14 protein-coding genes are annotated in these 15,432 nt (G+C 44.6%); 6 read left to right on the top strand and 8 right to left on the bottom strand.

All coding sequences use genetic code 11. From position 1 onward, the window contains the following. Nucleotides 1-41: 41 nt before the first annotated feature. The gene (locus tag BLQ60_RS09805) at nucleotides 42-1,058 is read right to left on the bottom strand and encodes a CorA family divalent cation transporter (protein ID WP_092619637.1); all 1,017 of its coding nucleotides are present in this window, start codon (nucleotides 1,056-1,058) and stop codon (nucleotides 42-44) included. Nucleotides 1,059-1,213: 155 nt separating this feature from the next. On the opposite strand from BLQ60_RS09805, the gene BLQ60_RS09800 reads away from it, so the two are divergent. Both BLQ60_RS09800 and BLQ60_RS09795 read left to right on the top strand, forming a co-directional pair. Then, nucleotides 1,214-1,795 carry an LOG family protein gene (locus BLQ60_RS09800; RefSeq protein ID WP_092619634.1) on the top strand — a complete coding sequence of 194 codons (582 nt, stop codon included), beginning with the start codon at nucleotides 1,214-1,216 and terminating at the stop codon, nucleotides 1,793-1,795. Nucleotides 1,796-1,902: 107 nt separating this feature from the next. After that, entirely contained in the window at nucleotides 1,903-2,319 is a 417-nt protein-coding gene (locus BLQ60_RS09795) for an NUDIX hydrolase (protein WP_092619631.1), read from the top strand. A 550-nt stretch (nucleotides 2,320-2,869) separates the two neighbouring features. On the opposite strand, the gene BLQ60_RS09785 is transcribed toward BLQ60_RS09795, so the two are convergent. From BLQ60_RS09785 to BLQ60_RS14070, 5 genes are all read right to left on the bottom strand, one after another. Then, nucleotides 2,870-3,163 carry a type II toxin-antitoxin system RelE family toxin gene (locus BLQ60_RS09785; protein ID WP_092619624.1) on the bottom strand — a complete coding sequence of 98 codons (294 nt, stop codon included), beginning with the start codon at nucleotides 3,161-3,163 and terminating at the stop codon, nucleotides 2,870-2,872. Beyond that, on the bottom strand, nucleotides 3,153-3,398 hold the full coding sequence (locus BLQ60_RS09780; RefSeq protein WP_092619622.1) for a type II toxin-antitoxin system RelB/DinJ family antitoxin: 246 nt from the start codon (nucleotides 3,396-3,398) through the stop codon (nucleotides 3,153-3,155). Before BLQ60_RS09780 ends, BLQ60_RS09785 begins: the two co-directional genes overlap by 11 nt. Nucleotides 3,399-3,492: 94 nt before the next feature. Next, nucleotides 3,493-4,158 (bottom strand): ComF family protein, encoded by a 666-nt coding sequence (locus tag BLQ60_RS09775; RefSeq protein WP_092619619.1) that lies wholly within the window; start codon nucleotides 4,156-4,158, stop codon nucleotides 3,493-3,495. Further along, complete coding sequence (gene recG, locus BLQ60_RS09770) at nucleotides 4,145-6,205, bottom strand: ATP-dependent DNA helicase RecG (protein WP_092619616.1); 2,061 nt, start codon at nucleotides 6,203-6,205, stop codon at nucleotides 4,145-4,147. The genes BLQ60_RS09775 and recG overlap by 14 nt, the downstream gene beginning before the upstream one ends. Before the next feature lie 177 nt (nucleotides 6,206-6,382). After that, nucleotides 6,383-6,556 carry a hypothetical protein gene (locus BLQ60_RS14070; protein ID WP_171259094.1) on the bottom strand — a complete coding sequence of 58 codons (174 nt, stop codon included), beginning with the start codon at nucleotides 6,554-6,556 and terminating at the stop codon, nucleotides 6,383-6,385. On the opposite strand from BLQ60_RS14070, the gene BLQ60_RS09765 reads away from it, so the two are divergent. Then, the gene (locus BLQ60_RS09765) at nucleotides 6,555-7,544 is read left to right on the top strand and encodes a putative solute-binding protein (RefSeq protein WP_143005210.1); all 990 of its coding nucleotides are present in this window, start codon (nucleotides 6,555-6,557) and stop codon (nucleotides 7,542-7,544) included. The two genes, BLQ60_RS14070 and BLQ60_RS09765, sit on opposite strands and share 2 nt — an antisense overlap. A 145-nt stretch (nucleotides 7,545-7,689) precedes the next feature. On the opposite strand, the gene plsB is transcribed toward BLQ60_RS09765, so the two are convergent. After that, nucleotides 7,690-10,272, bottom strand: coding sequence for a glycerol-3-phosphate 1-O-acyltransferase PlsB (plsB, locus tag BLQ60_RS09760; protein WP_092619610.1), 2,583 nt, complete (start codon nucleotides 10,270-10,272; stop codon nucleotides 7,690-7,692). 419 nt (nucleotides 10,273-10,691) lie between these two features. Between plsB and BLQ60_RS09755 the strand changes: the two genes are divergently transcribed. Continuing rightward, nucleotides 10,692-12,779: a TonB-dependent receptor gene (locus BLQ60_RS09755; protein ID WP_092620006.1), complete on the top strand. Its 2,088-nt coding sequence runs from the start codon at nucleotides 10,692-10,694 to the stop codon at nucleotides 12,777-12,779. A 320-nt stretch (nucleotides 12,780-13,099) separates the two neighbouring features. Then, on the top strand, nucleotides 13,100-13,981 hold the full coding sequence (locus BLQ60_RS09750) for an acyl-CoA thioesterase (protein ID WP_092619607.1): 882 nt from the start codon (nucleotides 13,100-13,102) through the stop codon (nucleotides 13,979-13,981). Nucleotides 13,982-14,154: 173 nt separating this feature from the next. Here the strand turns inward: BLQ60_RS09750 and pcaU are convergent, their stop codons facing one another. Then, entirely contained in the window at nucleotides 14,155-14,979 is an 825-nt protein-coding gene (gene pcaU / locus BLQ60_RS09745; protein WP_092619604.1) for an IclR family transcriptional regulator PcaU, read from the bottom strand. 271 nt (nucleotides 14,980-15,250) lie between these two features. Here pcaU and BLQ60_RS09740 point away from each other — a divergent pair. Next, nucleotides 15,251-15,432 (top strand): CoA-transferase (locus BLQ60_RS09740; protein ID WP_280137878.1); only part of this gene is annotated, 182 nt, incomplete at its 3' end.

Here is a 15,432-nt window from a genome sequence, read left to right as displayed (position 1 = left end):
GGAGCGTTAATTGGGAATATTTCAACACCATTGCTGAAATCTTAAATCCACTTCTTCCAACGGAAATAAATCATCGGACCGATAAAGAACAACACGATCAAAATCGAGACCACAATAAAGCTCATGGTGCCATGTGCAAAAGGCAACACATCGGTATTCATGCCATAAACACTGGCGATGAGCATCGGTGGCGCAAGCATACTTGGCAAAATCGAGAAGCGTTTGATGGTGTCGCTTTGTTCGGTGTTAATGAATCCCGAGGTGGTGTCCATCAAGAATCGAATCTTTTGGAATAAGAAGGCATTGTGTTCTACGAGTGAGCGGACATCTTCGTTGAGCTCTCGAATATCGGCGTCATAGATATGACTACCCAGCGCACGTGGACGAGATAAGAATGTCAAAACACGACGTAAATCGATCAAACACAGTTGTGCTTTTCCGTGCATATCTTCTTGATGCGCAAGGCGTGTAATCATGTCATCTAAGTCAAGAATCTGCTCACGATGATGGTTATTCAGCACTTCTGTGGAGTATTTTTCCAAGTCCTTGTGGATATCTTCCAAGATATCCGCAAGCTCATCCAGCTTGGCTTCGAGTAAGCCGAGCAGAATCCACACAGGATCTTTAAAATCCATGTCGTAATCATTACGACGGGCACGGGCACGAAATGCACGAAACGACACCAGCTTCTCACCACGAAGGGTAATTAAACGGTCTTTGGTGAGAATAAAAGCAACGGTCTGAATGGTCGCCGCCAGCATATTTTCAAATTCTTCAATTTCACCATCCGCTTGGAAATTTTTATTTTTGGTGAGGAAGTAGGTGCTGATATGCAAGATGCCTTCATCATCACGATAAAAACGTGCTGAGGAAGAAATGTCTTCTAAGGATTTGAGTGTTGGTAGATTTTGATCATATGCTTCAAGCACCCATTCTTGTTCTTCGTGGGTCGGCGCAATCAGGTCAATCCACACCAACTCTGGGTGCAGGTCAAAGCCACCGTTGATGGTTTCATCTTCTAAACTACCGCGATCGGTGGCGTAAAACGCTTCAAGCATAGTCGTCCTCCTTGCGCTAGTTGTGGGATTAAACAGTTCGCCTATTGTAATCAAGCTACTGCAAAAAATGCACTATAAAATATCACTTTTTGCAAAAAAGCGAGTAAAGTTATACTCATCCTTTATCCATAATTTATGAATTTCCGAGTTTAATTATGCAAGCAGTCGCTATTTTTTGTGGTTCTTCTTCTGGCAATGATGCGCACTATGTCGAGTCGGCACAGTTGGTTGGTGAGTATCTCGCCAAGCATCAACTTACTCTTGTTTATGGCGGTGGAAAAGTTGGGCTGATGGGGGCTGTGGCAGACAGTGTACTTGCCAGTGGTGGCAAAGTGATCGGCGTGATGCCTAAAGATTTGGTCGACCGAGAAATTGCCCACCAAGGTTTGACTGAACTGCATGTGGTGGAAAATATGCACGAGCGCAAACAGAAAATGGCGGAACTCGCAGATGGCTTCATCGCCTTGCCAGGTGGCGCAGGGACATTAGAAGAAATCGCTGAACAATGGACGTGGGCACAGCTTGGTATTCACCAAAAGCCGTGCGCTTTTCTGAATGTGCTTGGTTATTATGATCCGTTGATCGCTATGGTGAATCAGATGGCGAATAAGCATTTCACCAAACAGATGTATGCCGATATGTTGATTCACAGTGATTCGATCGAAACCATCATTGAAGCATTCCAAAACTATCAAGCACCGTATGCCAAGTGGACAAAAGGGGCGGTGGAGCCGTGATTTTTTAGGTCAAGTTTGCAACATTGAATGTGAAATCATCTCGATTTCGCAATGCTGTTGTCGCCACATAACTGTATTTGTCACTTTTTGAGATTCGGAAAAACTGCATGAACATCATCGAAGTCGCCTCAGCAATTATTATTGATCAGCAGGGGCGTTTACTTCTGGTGCGTAAGAAAAAAACGCAATTTTTTATGCAGGTGGGTGGGAAGCTCGAAAGCGGTGAGCATCCTGAGCAAGCCTTGGTTCGAGAGATTTTTGAAGAAATTGGCTGTCATGTACAGTCACTACAATTCATTGCCAAAGTCGAGACGCAAGCGGCAAATGAACCCGATCATCAGTTGATCAGTCACACTTATTTTGTCGAGTTGGTCGGCACTGCACAGTTACAGGCAGAACTGGCGGAAATGGTTTGGCTTAAGCCAGAGCAAGTGAGTGATTATTTGCTTGCACCGCTGACCAAGGAATTTATTGTGCCTTGGTGGCTAAAACACACATTGCCTACTGGTCAACAAGCGATTTAAGTTTTACGGATTTATGCTGATTTGTTGATTCACTATGATTGGATCGAAACCATCATTGAGGCTTTCCAAAACCATCAGGCACCGCATGCCAAGTGGGAAAAGAGGCAGTGGAGCTGTGATTTTATTTAAGGATTTTCGACTTGGTATACCTCATCCGATATAGGATGATAGAAGGTATTATCAAGATTCAAATCGATAATTTTTCCCTCGAGGCGTACAGCAATAATAGTAATATCATAGGTTTTACATATACTATCGATTGCGGTTGTATCTATCTTCTGAGTTATGGCGTCAACTTGGATTGATTCTAGTGTTTTTATATTCGTTGCTTTAACTTTACAATTCATGGTTTCAACTCCGTGCTGTAAGAGTTTTAATTATAGATAGTTGTAAAATGCATTTGAAGATTAAATCTTTATTGGGCGACATTTTGTGTCGCTATAATTTTTTATATTTTACAATGATCTGTTTTGAATAATCCTCTCATCTTATTTGGTTAGTGAACTTAATCATTTACAAATGACTAAAACCAGAAATGTCTATGGTGAGTTTAAGTTTGAATACGCTTTTTAGCATCATCATAGACGACACTGTCTGCACGTTTGCCAACGGTGATGAGTAAGATCACCACTTCATCATCTTTGACTTGATAAACCAATCTCACGCCAGCTTTGAGCAATTTGATCTTGTAACAACCTGCGAGATCACCTCGAAGTAGATTCTTCGGAATATGCGGTTGTTCAATGACTTTGGCGAGCTTTTTCTTGAGTTGATCACGGATGGCGACAGGGAGATTGTCCCATTCTTTCGCAAAATCCTTATGTCGTAATAGCTTATAAGTCATCTAAAGTGACTTCCTCAAACATCTCCTTTGAATCATTGATACGTTTGCGGACGATTGCCAAAAGCTCGGCATCTTCCTCAGAAAGTACAGCCTTTTGCACAGGGAGCTTTCCAGTGGTAGCAATATATTCAAGCATGTTGGTAAAGAATTCGGTTGGTGCAATACCTTGCTCTTTTAACACAGCATAAGACTTTTTCTTGAGTGCTTCATCCACTCTAAAGTTTACAGTCGCCATTTTTATACTCCTGAAAGCATTCAATAAATCTATTGTAATGCAATTTGCATTACAGGTAAATTAATTGGCTTATTTTCAAATTTATCAATCAATTCTAATGCCTCGCATCACACAAACACGCTACCTGCACATTGTTACAACCAAGCTCGTTGAGTAGATTCTTCACTGCTAGCACACTTGCGCCAGTGGTGATCACATCATCCAAGATCAGTATCGAGTTGTAGCGTTTCTCCGTGGTATTCAGCATCATCTGCGCCTCGGCATGAACCAGTCGCTCACTACGATCTGCACCACGTTGGCTGATACCGGACTTACGAGAGATCGGTCGCCAAATCGGCAGTTGCCATGCTTTGCTTAATGCCTGTGCTAACAGTTCGGATTGATTAAAGCCTCGAAAGATCAGTTTTTCCGTAGAGATCGGCATCGGCACGATGGCTTGTACACGAGGTTTGGGCATGGTAAGTAAAGATGCAACCAGTAGGTCAACATAGTGCAATTGGGCTTGATCTTTATACGCATGCAGGATGCGATTCATCGGGAAACGATATTCACACGCCACCCAACAAGTGACCTCATGACGTTCGATCAACTGCTGTTTCCACGGCAGGGTCTGCCAACATTGATGACAGACACCATGTTGTTTGGCTCTTGAAGTTTGACACAGTAAGCACGGTTGCAAACCAAAAGTCGGTAGCCGAAAAGTCGCTTTGGAAAAAGCGTGCTGTAGCTTTTCAAACAAAGACAGATTAGATAAAGGCATAGCGTGGTGCCTCGGGTAGCCAGCGTTGCATCAGCGCATCAGCATGTTGTGGATGGGTCTGTAAAATCTGCTCAGCCACTTGATGGGCACGTGCCAGTAAATAGTCATCCCGTTGCAGATCAGCGACTCGAAAGCTCAAGCTCCCTGTCTGTTTTGTACCCAGCACATCACCTGGCCCACGGAGTTCCAAATCACGCTCGGCAATTTCAAAGCCATCATTGGTCTGACGTAAAATATCTAAGCGAGCTTGACCATTTTGCGACAGTGGCGACTTATACAGCAACACACAGAAGCTTTGCTGTGAACCTCGCCCAACCCGCCCACGGAGCTGATGCAGTTGCGAGAGTCCGAGCCGTTCTGCATTTTCAATCACCATGATGGATGAATTTGGCACATCGACACCGACTTCGATCACGGTGGTGGCAATCAACAATTGTAAATCATGATTTTTGAATTGTTGCATGACTAATTGTTTTTGTTCAGGCTTGAGTTTGCCATGCGCCAAACCGATTTTTAAATCAGGGAATTTCTCAGAGAGTTCTTGAAAAATCGCTTCAGCAGCCTGCGCATCTAAAGTTTCTGATTGTTCAACGAGGGTGCAGACCCAGTAGGCTTGCTTGCCCTCCATGCAGTTTTTATAAATGCGTTGCAGTACCTCTTCACGGCGTTCAATCGGCATGGCAACGGTCTGGATCGGCGTACGCCCAGGTGGCAGTTCATCAATGATCGAGGTATCCAAATCACCATAGGCACTCATCGCTAGCGTCCGTGGAATCGGTGTGGCAGTCATTACCATCTGATGTGGTGTCATACCATTTGCACCTTTATCCCGCAAGGCGAGACGTTGATCAACACCAAAACGATGTTGTTCATCAATGATGACTAAGCCCAAACGCTTAAATTCAACTTGCTCTTGAAACAGCGCATGTGTACCAATCACAATCTGTGCTTGTCCTTGTTTGATCTGTTCAAGCACCATGTTTTTTTGTTTGGTACGGAGCTTTGAAGCCAAAAATACCACTTCCAATCTGCTATTTTCAGCATCGATCTCACGAAACCATTGATCAAAATTCAGGTAATGTTGCTCAGCTAAGATTTCCGTCGGTGCCATGATCGCCACTTGCCAGCCTGATTCTAAGACATGACAGCTTGCCATCGCAGCGACTAAGGTTTTGCCTGCGCCCACATCGCCCTGAACAAGGCGGAGCATTGGTTTGTTGGTTTGCAGATCATTTAAAATCTCTTGGCTGACCCGTTGCTGTGCATTGGTCGGTGTAAAGGGAAGCTGTGCCAAAAGTCCTCTGAGTAGATTTTTACTGGGTGACATTTTTGGCGCTTGAATCTGCTGTATATAATGACGTCTTTGCAACAGGCTGATTTGATGGGTGACCAATTCTTCAAAGATCAGCCGTTGCTGTGCAGGGTGGCGTGCTTCGCGCAGCTGTGCCACATTTGAGCCTAAAGGTGGATGATGGATAAAGTTTAAGGCTTGGATTAGGTCAAACTTCTTGGCAATGCCTTCAGGCATCAGCTCTTGTAGGTCGTGCGCATATTGTTTTAAACATTGATCAATGATCTGACGGAGTTTGGCTTGTTTGAGTCCATCTGTACTCGGATAGATTGGCGTAAGTTGAGCATTTGCTTGGACTTGTGCAGATTTAGAAATGATCTCAGGGTGATACATTTCCAAGCCACGTGCGCCAAGACGCACCTCACCAAAGACACGAACGTACTCGCCGACCGCCAATTGTTCGGTCAATGCCTTATAAAAATGATAAAAGCGTAAAGTGACTTTGCCCACACCATCAGAGAGTAGCACCGCCATGGATCTCTTTTTGCCTGCGGGGAAGTCGACTGATTTGACCTCGCCCTCGATCAGCACCGTGCGACCAACTTGCAATGCCTGCATATCGAGCAAGGTACTACGATCTTCATAATCACGGGGCAGATGAAATAAGGCATCGTGTGTGGTGAATAGGTTGAGCTTTTCCAGTTGCGCAAGGTTGGCATCGGTGATTTTGGCAAGCTGGGAGAGCGGGATATTCATTGATGATTCATTCACTTATTCATCGTTTCTGAGCAATTATCATATGCAAGCACCACACAAAGTGCAATGCAAAGCCGTACGCAATATTTTTCACAATGTTGTTTAAATTAATGCAGTATTTATTGCGATTTGGTCACAATTGTCAATTTCAAAAAAGATCAGATCAGTTATGATCAATTAAAAGATGATCAATATATTGCCTAATAATGTATTGTTGCCGAGGCTTTTGGCATACATCGACGACAGGGTGATGTACATAGGGCAGATCGGGATTGGCTGACCACCAGTGAGCTCACCATCACCAAGCAAAACAAAAATATTGCAAGAGCAAAAATAGAGAGGGACGATCATGCGAATAATTCATTCGTTGGCTACAGGAGTATTCGGTCTGATGGCGCTGAGTAGCGTTCAGGCAGCATCTCAGCAGATATGCGTGTTTGACATCATGGGAAGTAATGGCGACATCATGGCGATTGCCAAAGACTACACCTTGGTCGCCAAGCAATGGGGTGTCGATATTGAGGCGAAAACCTATACCAGCTTAGAGCAAGCGTTATCAGATTTTGAGGCGAAAAAGTGCCAAGCCATCATTGCAGACAATTATGCCACCAAAAAGTACAATACGTTTATGGGAACAGTCGGAGCAGTTGGCGCAGTCCATAATCACGATTTGGCGACAAAAATCTTTTATGCGCTCGGCAGTCCCAAACTCGCTTCAAAGCTCAAAAGTAAAAATTATGAAGTTGCAGGCTATATTCCTTACGGCTTAGCATATATTTTTACCAAAGACAAAACCATTAACTCGGTAAAAACCATGCGCGGAAAACGCTTAGGTGTGCTTGGCATTGATCCATCGCAAGCACGTATGGCGACACGGCTCGGCATGACACCTGTAAATATGAGCTTTGATAGTGCTGCGTCAGATTTTCGCAAAGGTAAAATGGATATTGTCCCTGCACCTAAAGTGGTTTACAAACCCTTTGAAGTACAAAAAATTATCGGGAGCCAAGGTGGTGTGGCAAATTATCCATTAGCATTTATGAGTATGAATCTGATCATGCATCGAGATGCTTTTCCAGCAAGCCTTGGACAAAAAAGCCGAGCATGGTTTTCCAAGAAAACACCACAAATGATGAAAATGGTCGAGCGTTGGGATGCGACCGTACCCGCACAAGTCACCTATGGCATTCCTGAGGAGGATCGGCAGAGTTATGACTTGCTACTTTCTCAGCTACGCAAAGAGTTTATTGCCAATAAAACCTATGATGCGGCGATGATTACTTTGATTCGACATTTACGCTGTAATCAAGATCCGAGCTTTATTGAATGTAAAAAGTAAGGTCTTTCCAGTGAGTTGCCGAAACCATGTTTTGAATGCATGCTCATCAAGACACGTTAGTCAAGACATCCAGTGAAGCAATCAAGGCGCCCATATGGGCGCCTTGATCTATGCAGGTATACATTTAGGTGGTGTTTGCCACCGCTTACTTTTTCTTGGCTTTCTTGCGTAGGCGAGAGGTCTTTTGCTGAGCCACCGCTTCTAATGCCGCTTTGAGTTCATCATCATCAAAGGTGGTGATGTGCTCGAGCATGTGCAGCGTATCTTCATCTAGCACCAAATGCGCATTTTGGGCAATGTTGCTGAGACGTTCACGATAGTCGATCAGCCCCTCATTGATTTCAATATAATTGAGCTGTGTCAGCACTTTTAAGAAACCTTGGAACAGTGCCTTATCAAAGAACTCTGGTGAATTGAAGTCGTACAGCACCGATAGACGCTGACCCAGCAGATGACTGAGTTCTTCGACCTGTTTGGTGCTGATTTTGCCACTACCACGTTGTGTGATCAGGGTAATGGTCATGAAATAACGTTCAAGACTTTGCTTGACAGGTTTCGCCAAAATCAACAATTGCTTATGTTGTTCGCTATTTGGCGTTGGGCTATACAAGGTTTGCTCATGATCTACCGTCATCAACTTGGCTTCTACCAACGCATCGGCATATTGATCGATGATCGGCTCAAGCGCTTTGCTATCCCATTTGATAAAGAATTCCGCTTGCAAGAACGGATACAGTGCCTTAATCACATTGATTAAATCACTGCGCTCCAACCGTCCATTATGCTCAACCAATGCTGCAATCAGTGACGGCAAGATATACAAGTGCAAGATATTGTTGCGGAAATAGGTAAGTAGCACTGCTTGATTGTCTTCAATGCCGATGATGTCGCCCAGTGCATGTTTAATGCGTTTGATCAGCTTGAGTTTGAGACCATAGGCAATCATTTCTTTGCCTGATAGCGGTGTCACTTGCGAGCGCTCATCATAAGGCAGTTGCTGTGCCAATTTCTGATAAATATCCAACTGCGCCGCACAAGTATCTTCATCCAGCGTATGTTTTGATGTCGCCAGCAATACCAAAGACAATAAGGTCACAGGATTGATCACCGCCGCACGGTTGATGTTGACGATGATCTCATGCGCTGCCGTGCTGATCGCACCAGACACTTCGGGTGGCAAACTGTCTTTGTTATTGTGAATGACGGTATTTTCCACGCCATGCTGTTTGAGCACATCATCTAAGAATACAGGTTCACCAAAGTTGACATGCACTTTACCGAAGATGCGTTCGATTTTGCGTAAGGTTTTGACGATACCAAAAATCGATTCCGCTTCTTTAGGTTTACCTTGCATTTCACCGATATAAGTACCGCCTTCCATCAGCCGTTCATAACCGATATAGGTGGGAATAAAGGCAATCGGCTTGGCACGCTCACGCAAGTGACTATGCACAGTCATCGCCAGCATGCCCGTTTTCGGTGGTAGTAAGCGTCCAGTACGTGAACGCCCACCTTCGATAAAGTATTCCAGTGGTGTGTTGCGAGACAAAATGCTGAATAAATATTCTTTAAATACCGCAGTGTACAGTGGCGCACCTGTAAAGCTACGACGAATAAAGAAGGCACCGCCACCACGTAATAACTGACCAACAAACGGCAAGTTGAGGTTATCACCCGCAGCGATATACGGCACCATCAAGCCACGTTTGTAGATTACATAAGACAATAATAAATAGTCGATATGACTGCGATGACATGGGGTGTAGATGATTTCGTATTTATCCGCCAGTTCACGCACTGTACTAAAGTTATGCACTTCGACACCATCGTAGAGCTGTGTCCACAGACGTGTTAGCGTGCTTTCGGCAAAACGAATCGCAGAATAAGAATAGTCCGAGACGATCTCATTCAAATGACCAATCGCCAGACGCTCAGCTTCTTCCACACTGATTTTTTTGCGGATACTTTCTTGGATGATGGCTTCTTGAATATCACGAGATTTGATCAAGCTCTGCATCACATTACGACGATCGGATAGATCGGGGCCGAGCACCGCTTCACGGCGACTATCGAGATAATCATTGAGGTGACTGACCACAAAAGTCGCAGGAGAAAGGTTTGGATGTTGCACTTTGGCATAGTCAACGAGCTGACGCAGTGAACGCCCTTCATGGAACTCAATGTAGGTCTGACGCCCATGAATGCCGATATTCGCCAATTGTTTGATTTTACTTGGTGTGCTCCATGAATCAGTAAACAACAGCTTTAACCATGAATCTTCTTTATCAGGTGCACGTCCCCACAGAATCGTGACAGGCACCAGCTCGATGTCCAGCTCAGGATTGGCATCAAGCGCTTCGATCAGGCGAATCAACCGAGGTGGAAAATTGTGCGCAGGCGGATTAAGCAGATTATTTTCATTGCGATGTTGCAGGAAAATGACCGATTTCTTTTCATGCACATTGGCAAAATTTAAAGGGTATAGCGCACGATCAATGCCTTGTCGCTTGGTTTCATTATCGAGCAAAATGGCATTGCTACGTGAATAATTTTGCAAAACATACAAGGTCAGCTTGGTCGACGGTGCAGTTTCAGTCTGTGCTTCTGATTGTTGATTTTGTGTGCTTTTTTGCTGCGGTGCTTCGCCCAAAAGATGTGGCTTTACCGCAAAATTCAATAATTTACTTGAAAGTCGGCGAGACAGTTTTGTAAAACCAGACTGATCCACTCGAGGACTCCTGTGATTGGTCATGTGCAAATATCGGCTATTTTGCCGAGATTGGTTTAAAAAAGAAGGGTATTTTATGCCAATTCAGGCAAAAAATCTGTCAACATTCAAATTTGTTACAAGTTCATCGCAAGATTAAAATGCAAAAATAACAATATCTAAAATTGACAAAGTCTAACGCTGAGCAACGCTAAAGCTGGAAAAGCCCCATGCACTTGCACAGCGATTGGGCTGACGGTTGCGCTGTGACAGGCTACAATAGCGCTGTTTTGATGTTGTTTTGAAGTCGAGTTGAAAGGTTAGGGGAAATTATGAAGTATTCTGTGTCGATGTTAACGGCGATGATGATGGCATCTGTGCCTGTATATGCAGCAGATATGCAGTCCAGTGAATTAGCCAGTGATGCCACTGCAACAGCGATGCCAGATACTCAAATATCAGAAGGCTCAACATCAGACATCCAAACATCAGATCGCCAAACCGTGCAACAGTTACCTGTTATCACCGTGACCGCAACGCATGAAAGTCGAGATATTTTAGATGTGCCGACAGCCATCTATAAAGTCGAGATGCCTGATCAACAAAATGATGCCAATATCGATCTTGCTGAAGTCTTGCAAGGCGTGCCTGGATTACAAGTCAAAGACCGTGAAAATTTTGCTCAAGATTTACAATTGTCGATTCGGGGCTTTGGTGCTCGTTCGACCTTTGGTGTGCGTGGGATTCGCATGTATGTGGACGGTATTCCTGCGACCATGCCTGATGGACAAGGGCAAACCTCAAATATTGATTTAAATAGTTTATCCAATGTCGAAGTGCTGACCGGTCCATTTTCATCATTGTATGGCAATTCTTCGGGCGGGACGATTTTGACTGAAACTCGCACAGGTGAAGGGCGAGATAGCGTCACGGTCGGTGTCGGTGCGGGCAGTCATGATCAGCAACAAGTCACCTTGTCGGCGCAAGGCGGTGCAGATCAAGGGAACCAGCCAGCCTATTACATCAGCAATAGCTATATGCAAACTGACGGCTACCGAGAGCATAGTGGTGCGGATAAGATCTTGCAAAATGCCAAGCTGACGTGGGATTTAGATGACGGCAGTGAAATCAACTGGGTGGTGAATCGGGTCAAAATCAATGCCGATGATCCTGCAGGCTTAACCCGTAGCGACTGGCAGTCCAATCCGAAGCAACAAGCCAGCTATCTCAAGCAATTTAACGTGCGTAAGGAGATTGACCAAACCCAAACAGGGCTGACATGGAAAAAGCCAATTTCTGATCATCAATCCCTGTATGCCATGACCTATCTTGGTCAACGTAAAATGACGCAATATCAGTCTATTCCAGCATCGACCCAGTCCAACCCCTTACATGCAGGTGGTGTGATCGACTTTGATCGTAAATATTATGGCGTCGATCTGCGCTGGATGGCGGAGGATCTGTTTTCACATTTAGACTTGGCGCTGGGTCTGGCGTTTGATCGCATGGATGAAGATCGTCAAGGCTATGAAAACTTTGACTCATCTGGAACATATGGAGTCAAAGGCGATTTGCGCCGTGATGAAGACAACACCATGTGGAATCTTGATCCCTATCTACAAGCCTCTTGGGCATTTAATCCAGCATTCAGTGTCGATGCAGGATTGCGTTATAGCAATGTACGCTATGACAGCGATGATCACTATGTAACCACGAATAATCCTGATGACAGTGGTGATGTGGATTATGATCAGTTGCTACCTTCTGTCGCATTGAACTGGAAAATTTCAGATCATCTAAACAGCTATATCGCTTATGGCAAAGGTTTTGAGACGCCAACCTTTACCGAAATGGCATATCGTCCAGATGGTTTATCTGGGGTCAATACCGATCTCAAAGCAGCGACCAGCGACACTTATGAGCTCGGCTTAAAATCACGAAGTTATCTCGGCTTGATCACAGGTGCGCTGTTTTATACTGAAACCCAAGATGACATCGTTTCAGCGGATGCAGTGAATGGACGTAGCACCTATCGCAATGCCGATCAAACCTTGCGTCAAGGCGTGGAACTGGCTTGGCAAAAAGAACTGTGGAAAGACTTGAGTCTACAAGCCAGCTATCACTATATCGATGCGACATTTGATGCAGACATTGCGGCGACCGCCAATAATGCGGCGATTGCCAAAGGCACTAACATCCCAGGCATTGCCAAGAATCAAGCCTATCTCGGGCTGAACTGGCAAGCGAGCGAGGGTTTGCGTGCTGGGCTAGATGTGCGCTATGTGGATCAAGTCTATGTCGATGATGACAATAGCGATGCGGCGCCGAGCTATACCATTGTTGGGATGAATGTGGGTTATACATGGATTTTGGACAATTGGCAGATCAATAGCTATGCCAAAGTGAATAACCTCTTCGACCGTGATTATGTTGGTTCGGTGATCGTCAATGACCGCAATGGGCGCTATTTTGAACCAGCGGATGGGCGTAATTTTAGTGCTGGTGTCAGCCTGACCAAGAAATTTTAAAGCCGAAGCGAGACGATATTTGTTCGTGGTCTGGCTTGAGTCACAACGGAATGCTTTCGAGTGGCTACTATATTGATGTAGCTATTGCTTAGATGTAGCTATTGCTCAGCTGTAGCTACTGCATCGGTAGTGACTCGATAGTTTTTCTGGATGTGCTCTGCTGGAAATCATGATAATTTTATCGTGATTTGATAATTGTTAAAATTAATTTCATTATCCGTAGACACCGTTTGGATTTACGGCATAATGTGTTGATCTTGACAAGATGCATTTCCTACTTTTATATAGTCGACATTTCAAGCACGCAGGGCAGGTATTCCATGACTTCACTCACCAAAGAACTGATTGATCTTCTGACGCTGGAGCGAATCGAAGATGGGCTGTATCGTGGGCAAAGTCGTAACCTTGTCGGCAAGCGTGTCTTTGGCGGGCAAGTGCTTGGTCAAGCGTTGATGGCAGCCTCTTATACTGTGGATGATCGTCCTGCGCATTCACTGCATGCTTATTTTTTGTTTGGTGGTGATGTCAATGCGCCGATCGTGTATGAAGTGGATAAACTGCGTGATGGTAAGAGTTTTTCCAGTCGCTCGGTCAAAGCGATACAGCATGGTCGGGTGATTTTTCAGGCGATGGTGTCCTTTGCTGTGCCTGAAGAAGGCTTGGAATATCAGATGGATGCGCCAGATTATCCACTAGCAAAAGATATTCCGAATGAAGAACAGCTCAAGGGCTCATTAATTAAGTATGTGCCTGAAAACTTGCGTGCCGCATTCCAGCGTCGTCGCTATGTTGAAATTTCGCCGATCAATCCAACCAATCCCTTTGATCCTCAACCTGAAGCACCGACCCAGGCGCACTATATGCGAACTTGGGATAAAATCGACGCTGAGCATGACAGTGTGGCATTGCATCAAGCCATTACTGCGTTTTGCTCGGACTTTACCTTGATGACCACGGCGCTTCGACCACATGGCTTGTCGTGGATTTCACCAAGTTTGCAATCGGCGAGTATTGATCATGCGATCTATTTCCATAAGCCACTACGTGCCGATGATTGGTTGTTACATGATATGGAAGCCACACAAAGTGCAGGCTCTCGTGGGCTGAACTTTGGACGCATCTGGCAAAATGGTGAATTGGTCTGTAGTACGGTGCAAGAAGGCTTGAATCGGCTCAGAGATATTGATTTAAGCCGTGCATGAAAGGATGCGTAAGTCCGCAAACAATCTCAGCTCGACCCGTGGTCGGGCTTTTTTGTGCGCAAGACGGTTGTGTTGAGTTTTTGTGCTAAGTTCTATGCTGGGTTTTATGGTTGAAGATTTAATATCGAAAATTTAATTTTAAGGATTTAATGTAGAAACATTTATATTGAAAATCATAAGATATTCCTCAGCTCCCGTGCAGTGTCTTGAAGTAGTGGCAAAATTTGCTGAATCAAATATTCTTTACTGGTGCGCATGGTCGGAGAAACAATATTCAGCGCAGCGATGACTTTGGTATTTTGTGCATAAATCGGCACAGCCAATGCGTGTACGCCAAGCTCATGCTCCTCACTGGAATAGCACCAGTCATCGGCTTTGACCTCATCCAGTAGTGCTAAAAACGCCTCATTTTCGGTGTAAGTGTATTTGGTCATTGATTTGAGCGGGTAATGTTCTAACCATTCTAATTGTGCGTTTTTCTCCAGATGCGCCAATAATATTTTCCCTGCCGAGGTGGCGTGGGCGGGTAAGCGGTTGCCAAGATTTAAACCATATGGATTGACCCGATCGGTTTGTTGATGGGCAGCACTGCGGGCAATGGTAATCGCTTCATAACCATCAAGTACCATTACCGAATAAATCAATGAAGTTTGATTGGTCAGTAAGTTTAACAAGGGCTGAGAGAGCTTTGGTAGCTGTGCCGCACCAAGATACGCCCCTGAGAATTTCAGCACTTTAGGTGTGAGCATATAATATTGCCCATCGGATTCAAGGTAGCCGAGATACTCCAAAGTGAGTAAATGGCGCCGAGCTGCTGCTCTCGTCATGCCTGTGCGATCTGCGACCATCGTCGTATTCAGCCGATGTCGATCGATGCCAAAACTATCTAAAATCGACATGCCTTTGCTGAGTCCTGCAATAAAGTCTTCAGGACGGATCGTTTTTTTATTTTCTTTGTTTTGCAATATCTTAGCGTCATCATCTCGTTGTTTTGGCATGCGATATTCTCAGTGCTGAATCCATGTTAGATGTAATGAATATAACTGAAGTTTTCAACTGCTCTGTAAATAAATGTGCGATATACGCACAATGAAATCTAATATCGCACAAAATGAATTGTTTTGGGCTACCCCTTTCTGTAGAAATGGTAAAAAATGATCAACACAAGGAAGCTACTATTTCGAACATTAGGGAACATTCGAGCCACTTTTGTACGCAAGCCATAGATTCCAAGCATTCATTTAATTCGATCGATTTTGGAGTGTTCAGATGATAGACAAAAGCCAGCGCAGCATGCAGGAGGTATTGTCCCAGATTACAGATGGCATGACCATCATGATCGGTGGCTTTGGTACGGCAGGACAGCCCGCAGAACTGATTGATGGCTTGATTGCATTGGGTGTCAAAGATCTGGTCATCGTCAATAACAATGCAGGCAATGGCGACTATGG

The organism is Acinetobacter marinus, from assembly GCF_900096915.1.
GTDB lineage: Bacteria > Pseudomonadota > Gammaproteobacteria > Pseudomonadales > Moraxellaceae > Acinetobacter > Acinetobacter marinus.
This window is presented reverse-complemented; position numbering and strand designations above follow the sequence as displayed.

Bases quoted from the DNA above. Each gene is read 5' to 3' on its own strand.
- BLQ60_RS09750 (WP_092619607.1), top strand. From the start codon at position 13,100: ATGACTTCACTCACCAAAGAACTGATTGATCTTCTGACGCTGGAGCGA.
- BLQ60_RS09755 (WP_092620006.1), top strand. From the start codon at position 10,692: ATGCCAGATACTCAAATATCAGAAGGCTCAACATCAGACATCCAAACA.
- BLQ60_RS09780 (WP_092619622.1), bottom strand. From the start codon at position 3,398: ATGGCGACTGTAAACTTTAGAGTGGATGAAGCACTCAAGAAAAAGTCT.
- BLQ60_RS14070 (WP_171259094.1), bottom strand. From the start codon at position 6,556: ATGATCGTCCCTCTCTATTTTTGCTCTTGCAATATTTTTGTTTTGCTT.
- pcaU (WP_092619604.1), bottom strand. From the start codon at position 14,979: ATGCCAAAACAACGAGATGATGACGCTAAGATATTGCAAAACAAAGAA.
- BLQ60_RS09765 (WP_143005210.1), top strand. From the start codon at position 6,555: ATGCGAATAATTCATTCGTTGGCTACAGGAGTATTCGGTCTGATGGCG.
- BLQ60_RS09795 (WP_092619631.1), top strand. From the start codon at position 1,903: ATGAACATCATCGAAGTCGCCTCAGCAATTATTATTGATCAGCAGGGG.
- BLQ60_RS09785 (WP_092619624.1), bottom strand. From the start codon at position 3,163: ATGACTTATAAGCTATTACGACATAAGGATTTTGCGAAAGAATGGGAC.
- BLQ60_RS09800 (WP_092619634.1), top strand. From the start codon at position 1,214: ATGCAAGCAGTCGCTATTTTTTGTGGTTCTTCTTCTGGCAATGATGCG.
- recG (WP_092619616.1), bottom strand. From the start codon at position 6,205: ATGAATATCCCGCTCTCCCAGCTTGCCAAAATCACCGATGCCAACCTT.
- BLQ60_RS09805 (WP_092619637.1), bottom strand. From the start codon at position 1,058: ATGCTTGAAGCGTTTTACGCCACCGATCGCGGTAGTTTAGAAGATGAA.
- BLQ60_RS09775 (WP_092619619.1), bottom strand. From the start codon at position 4,158: ATGCCTTTATCTAATCTGTCTTTGTTTGAAAAGCTACAGCACGCTTTT.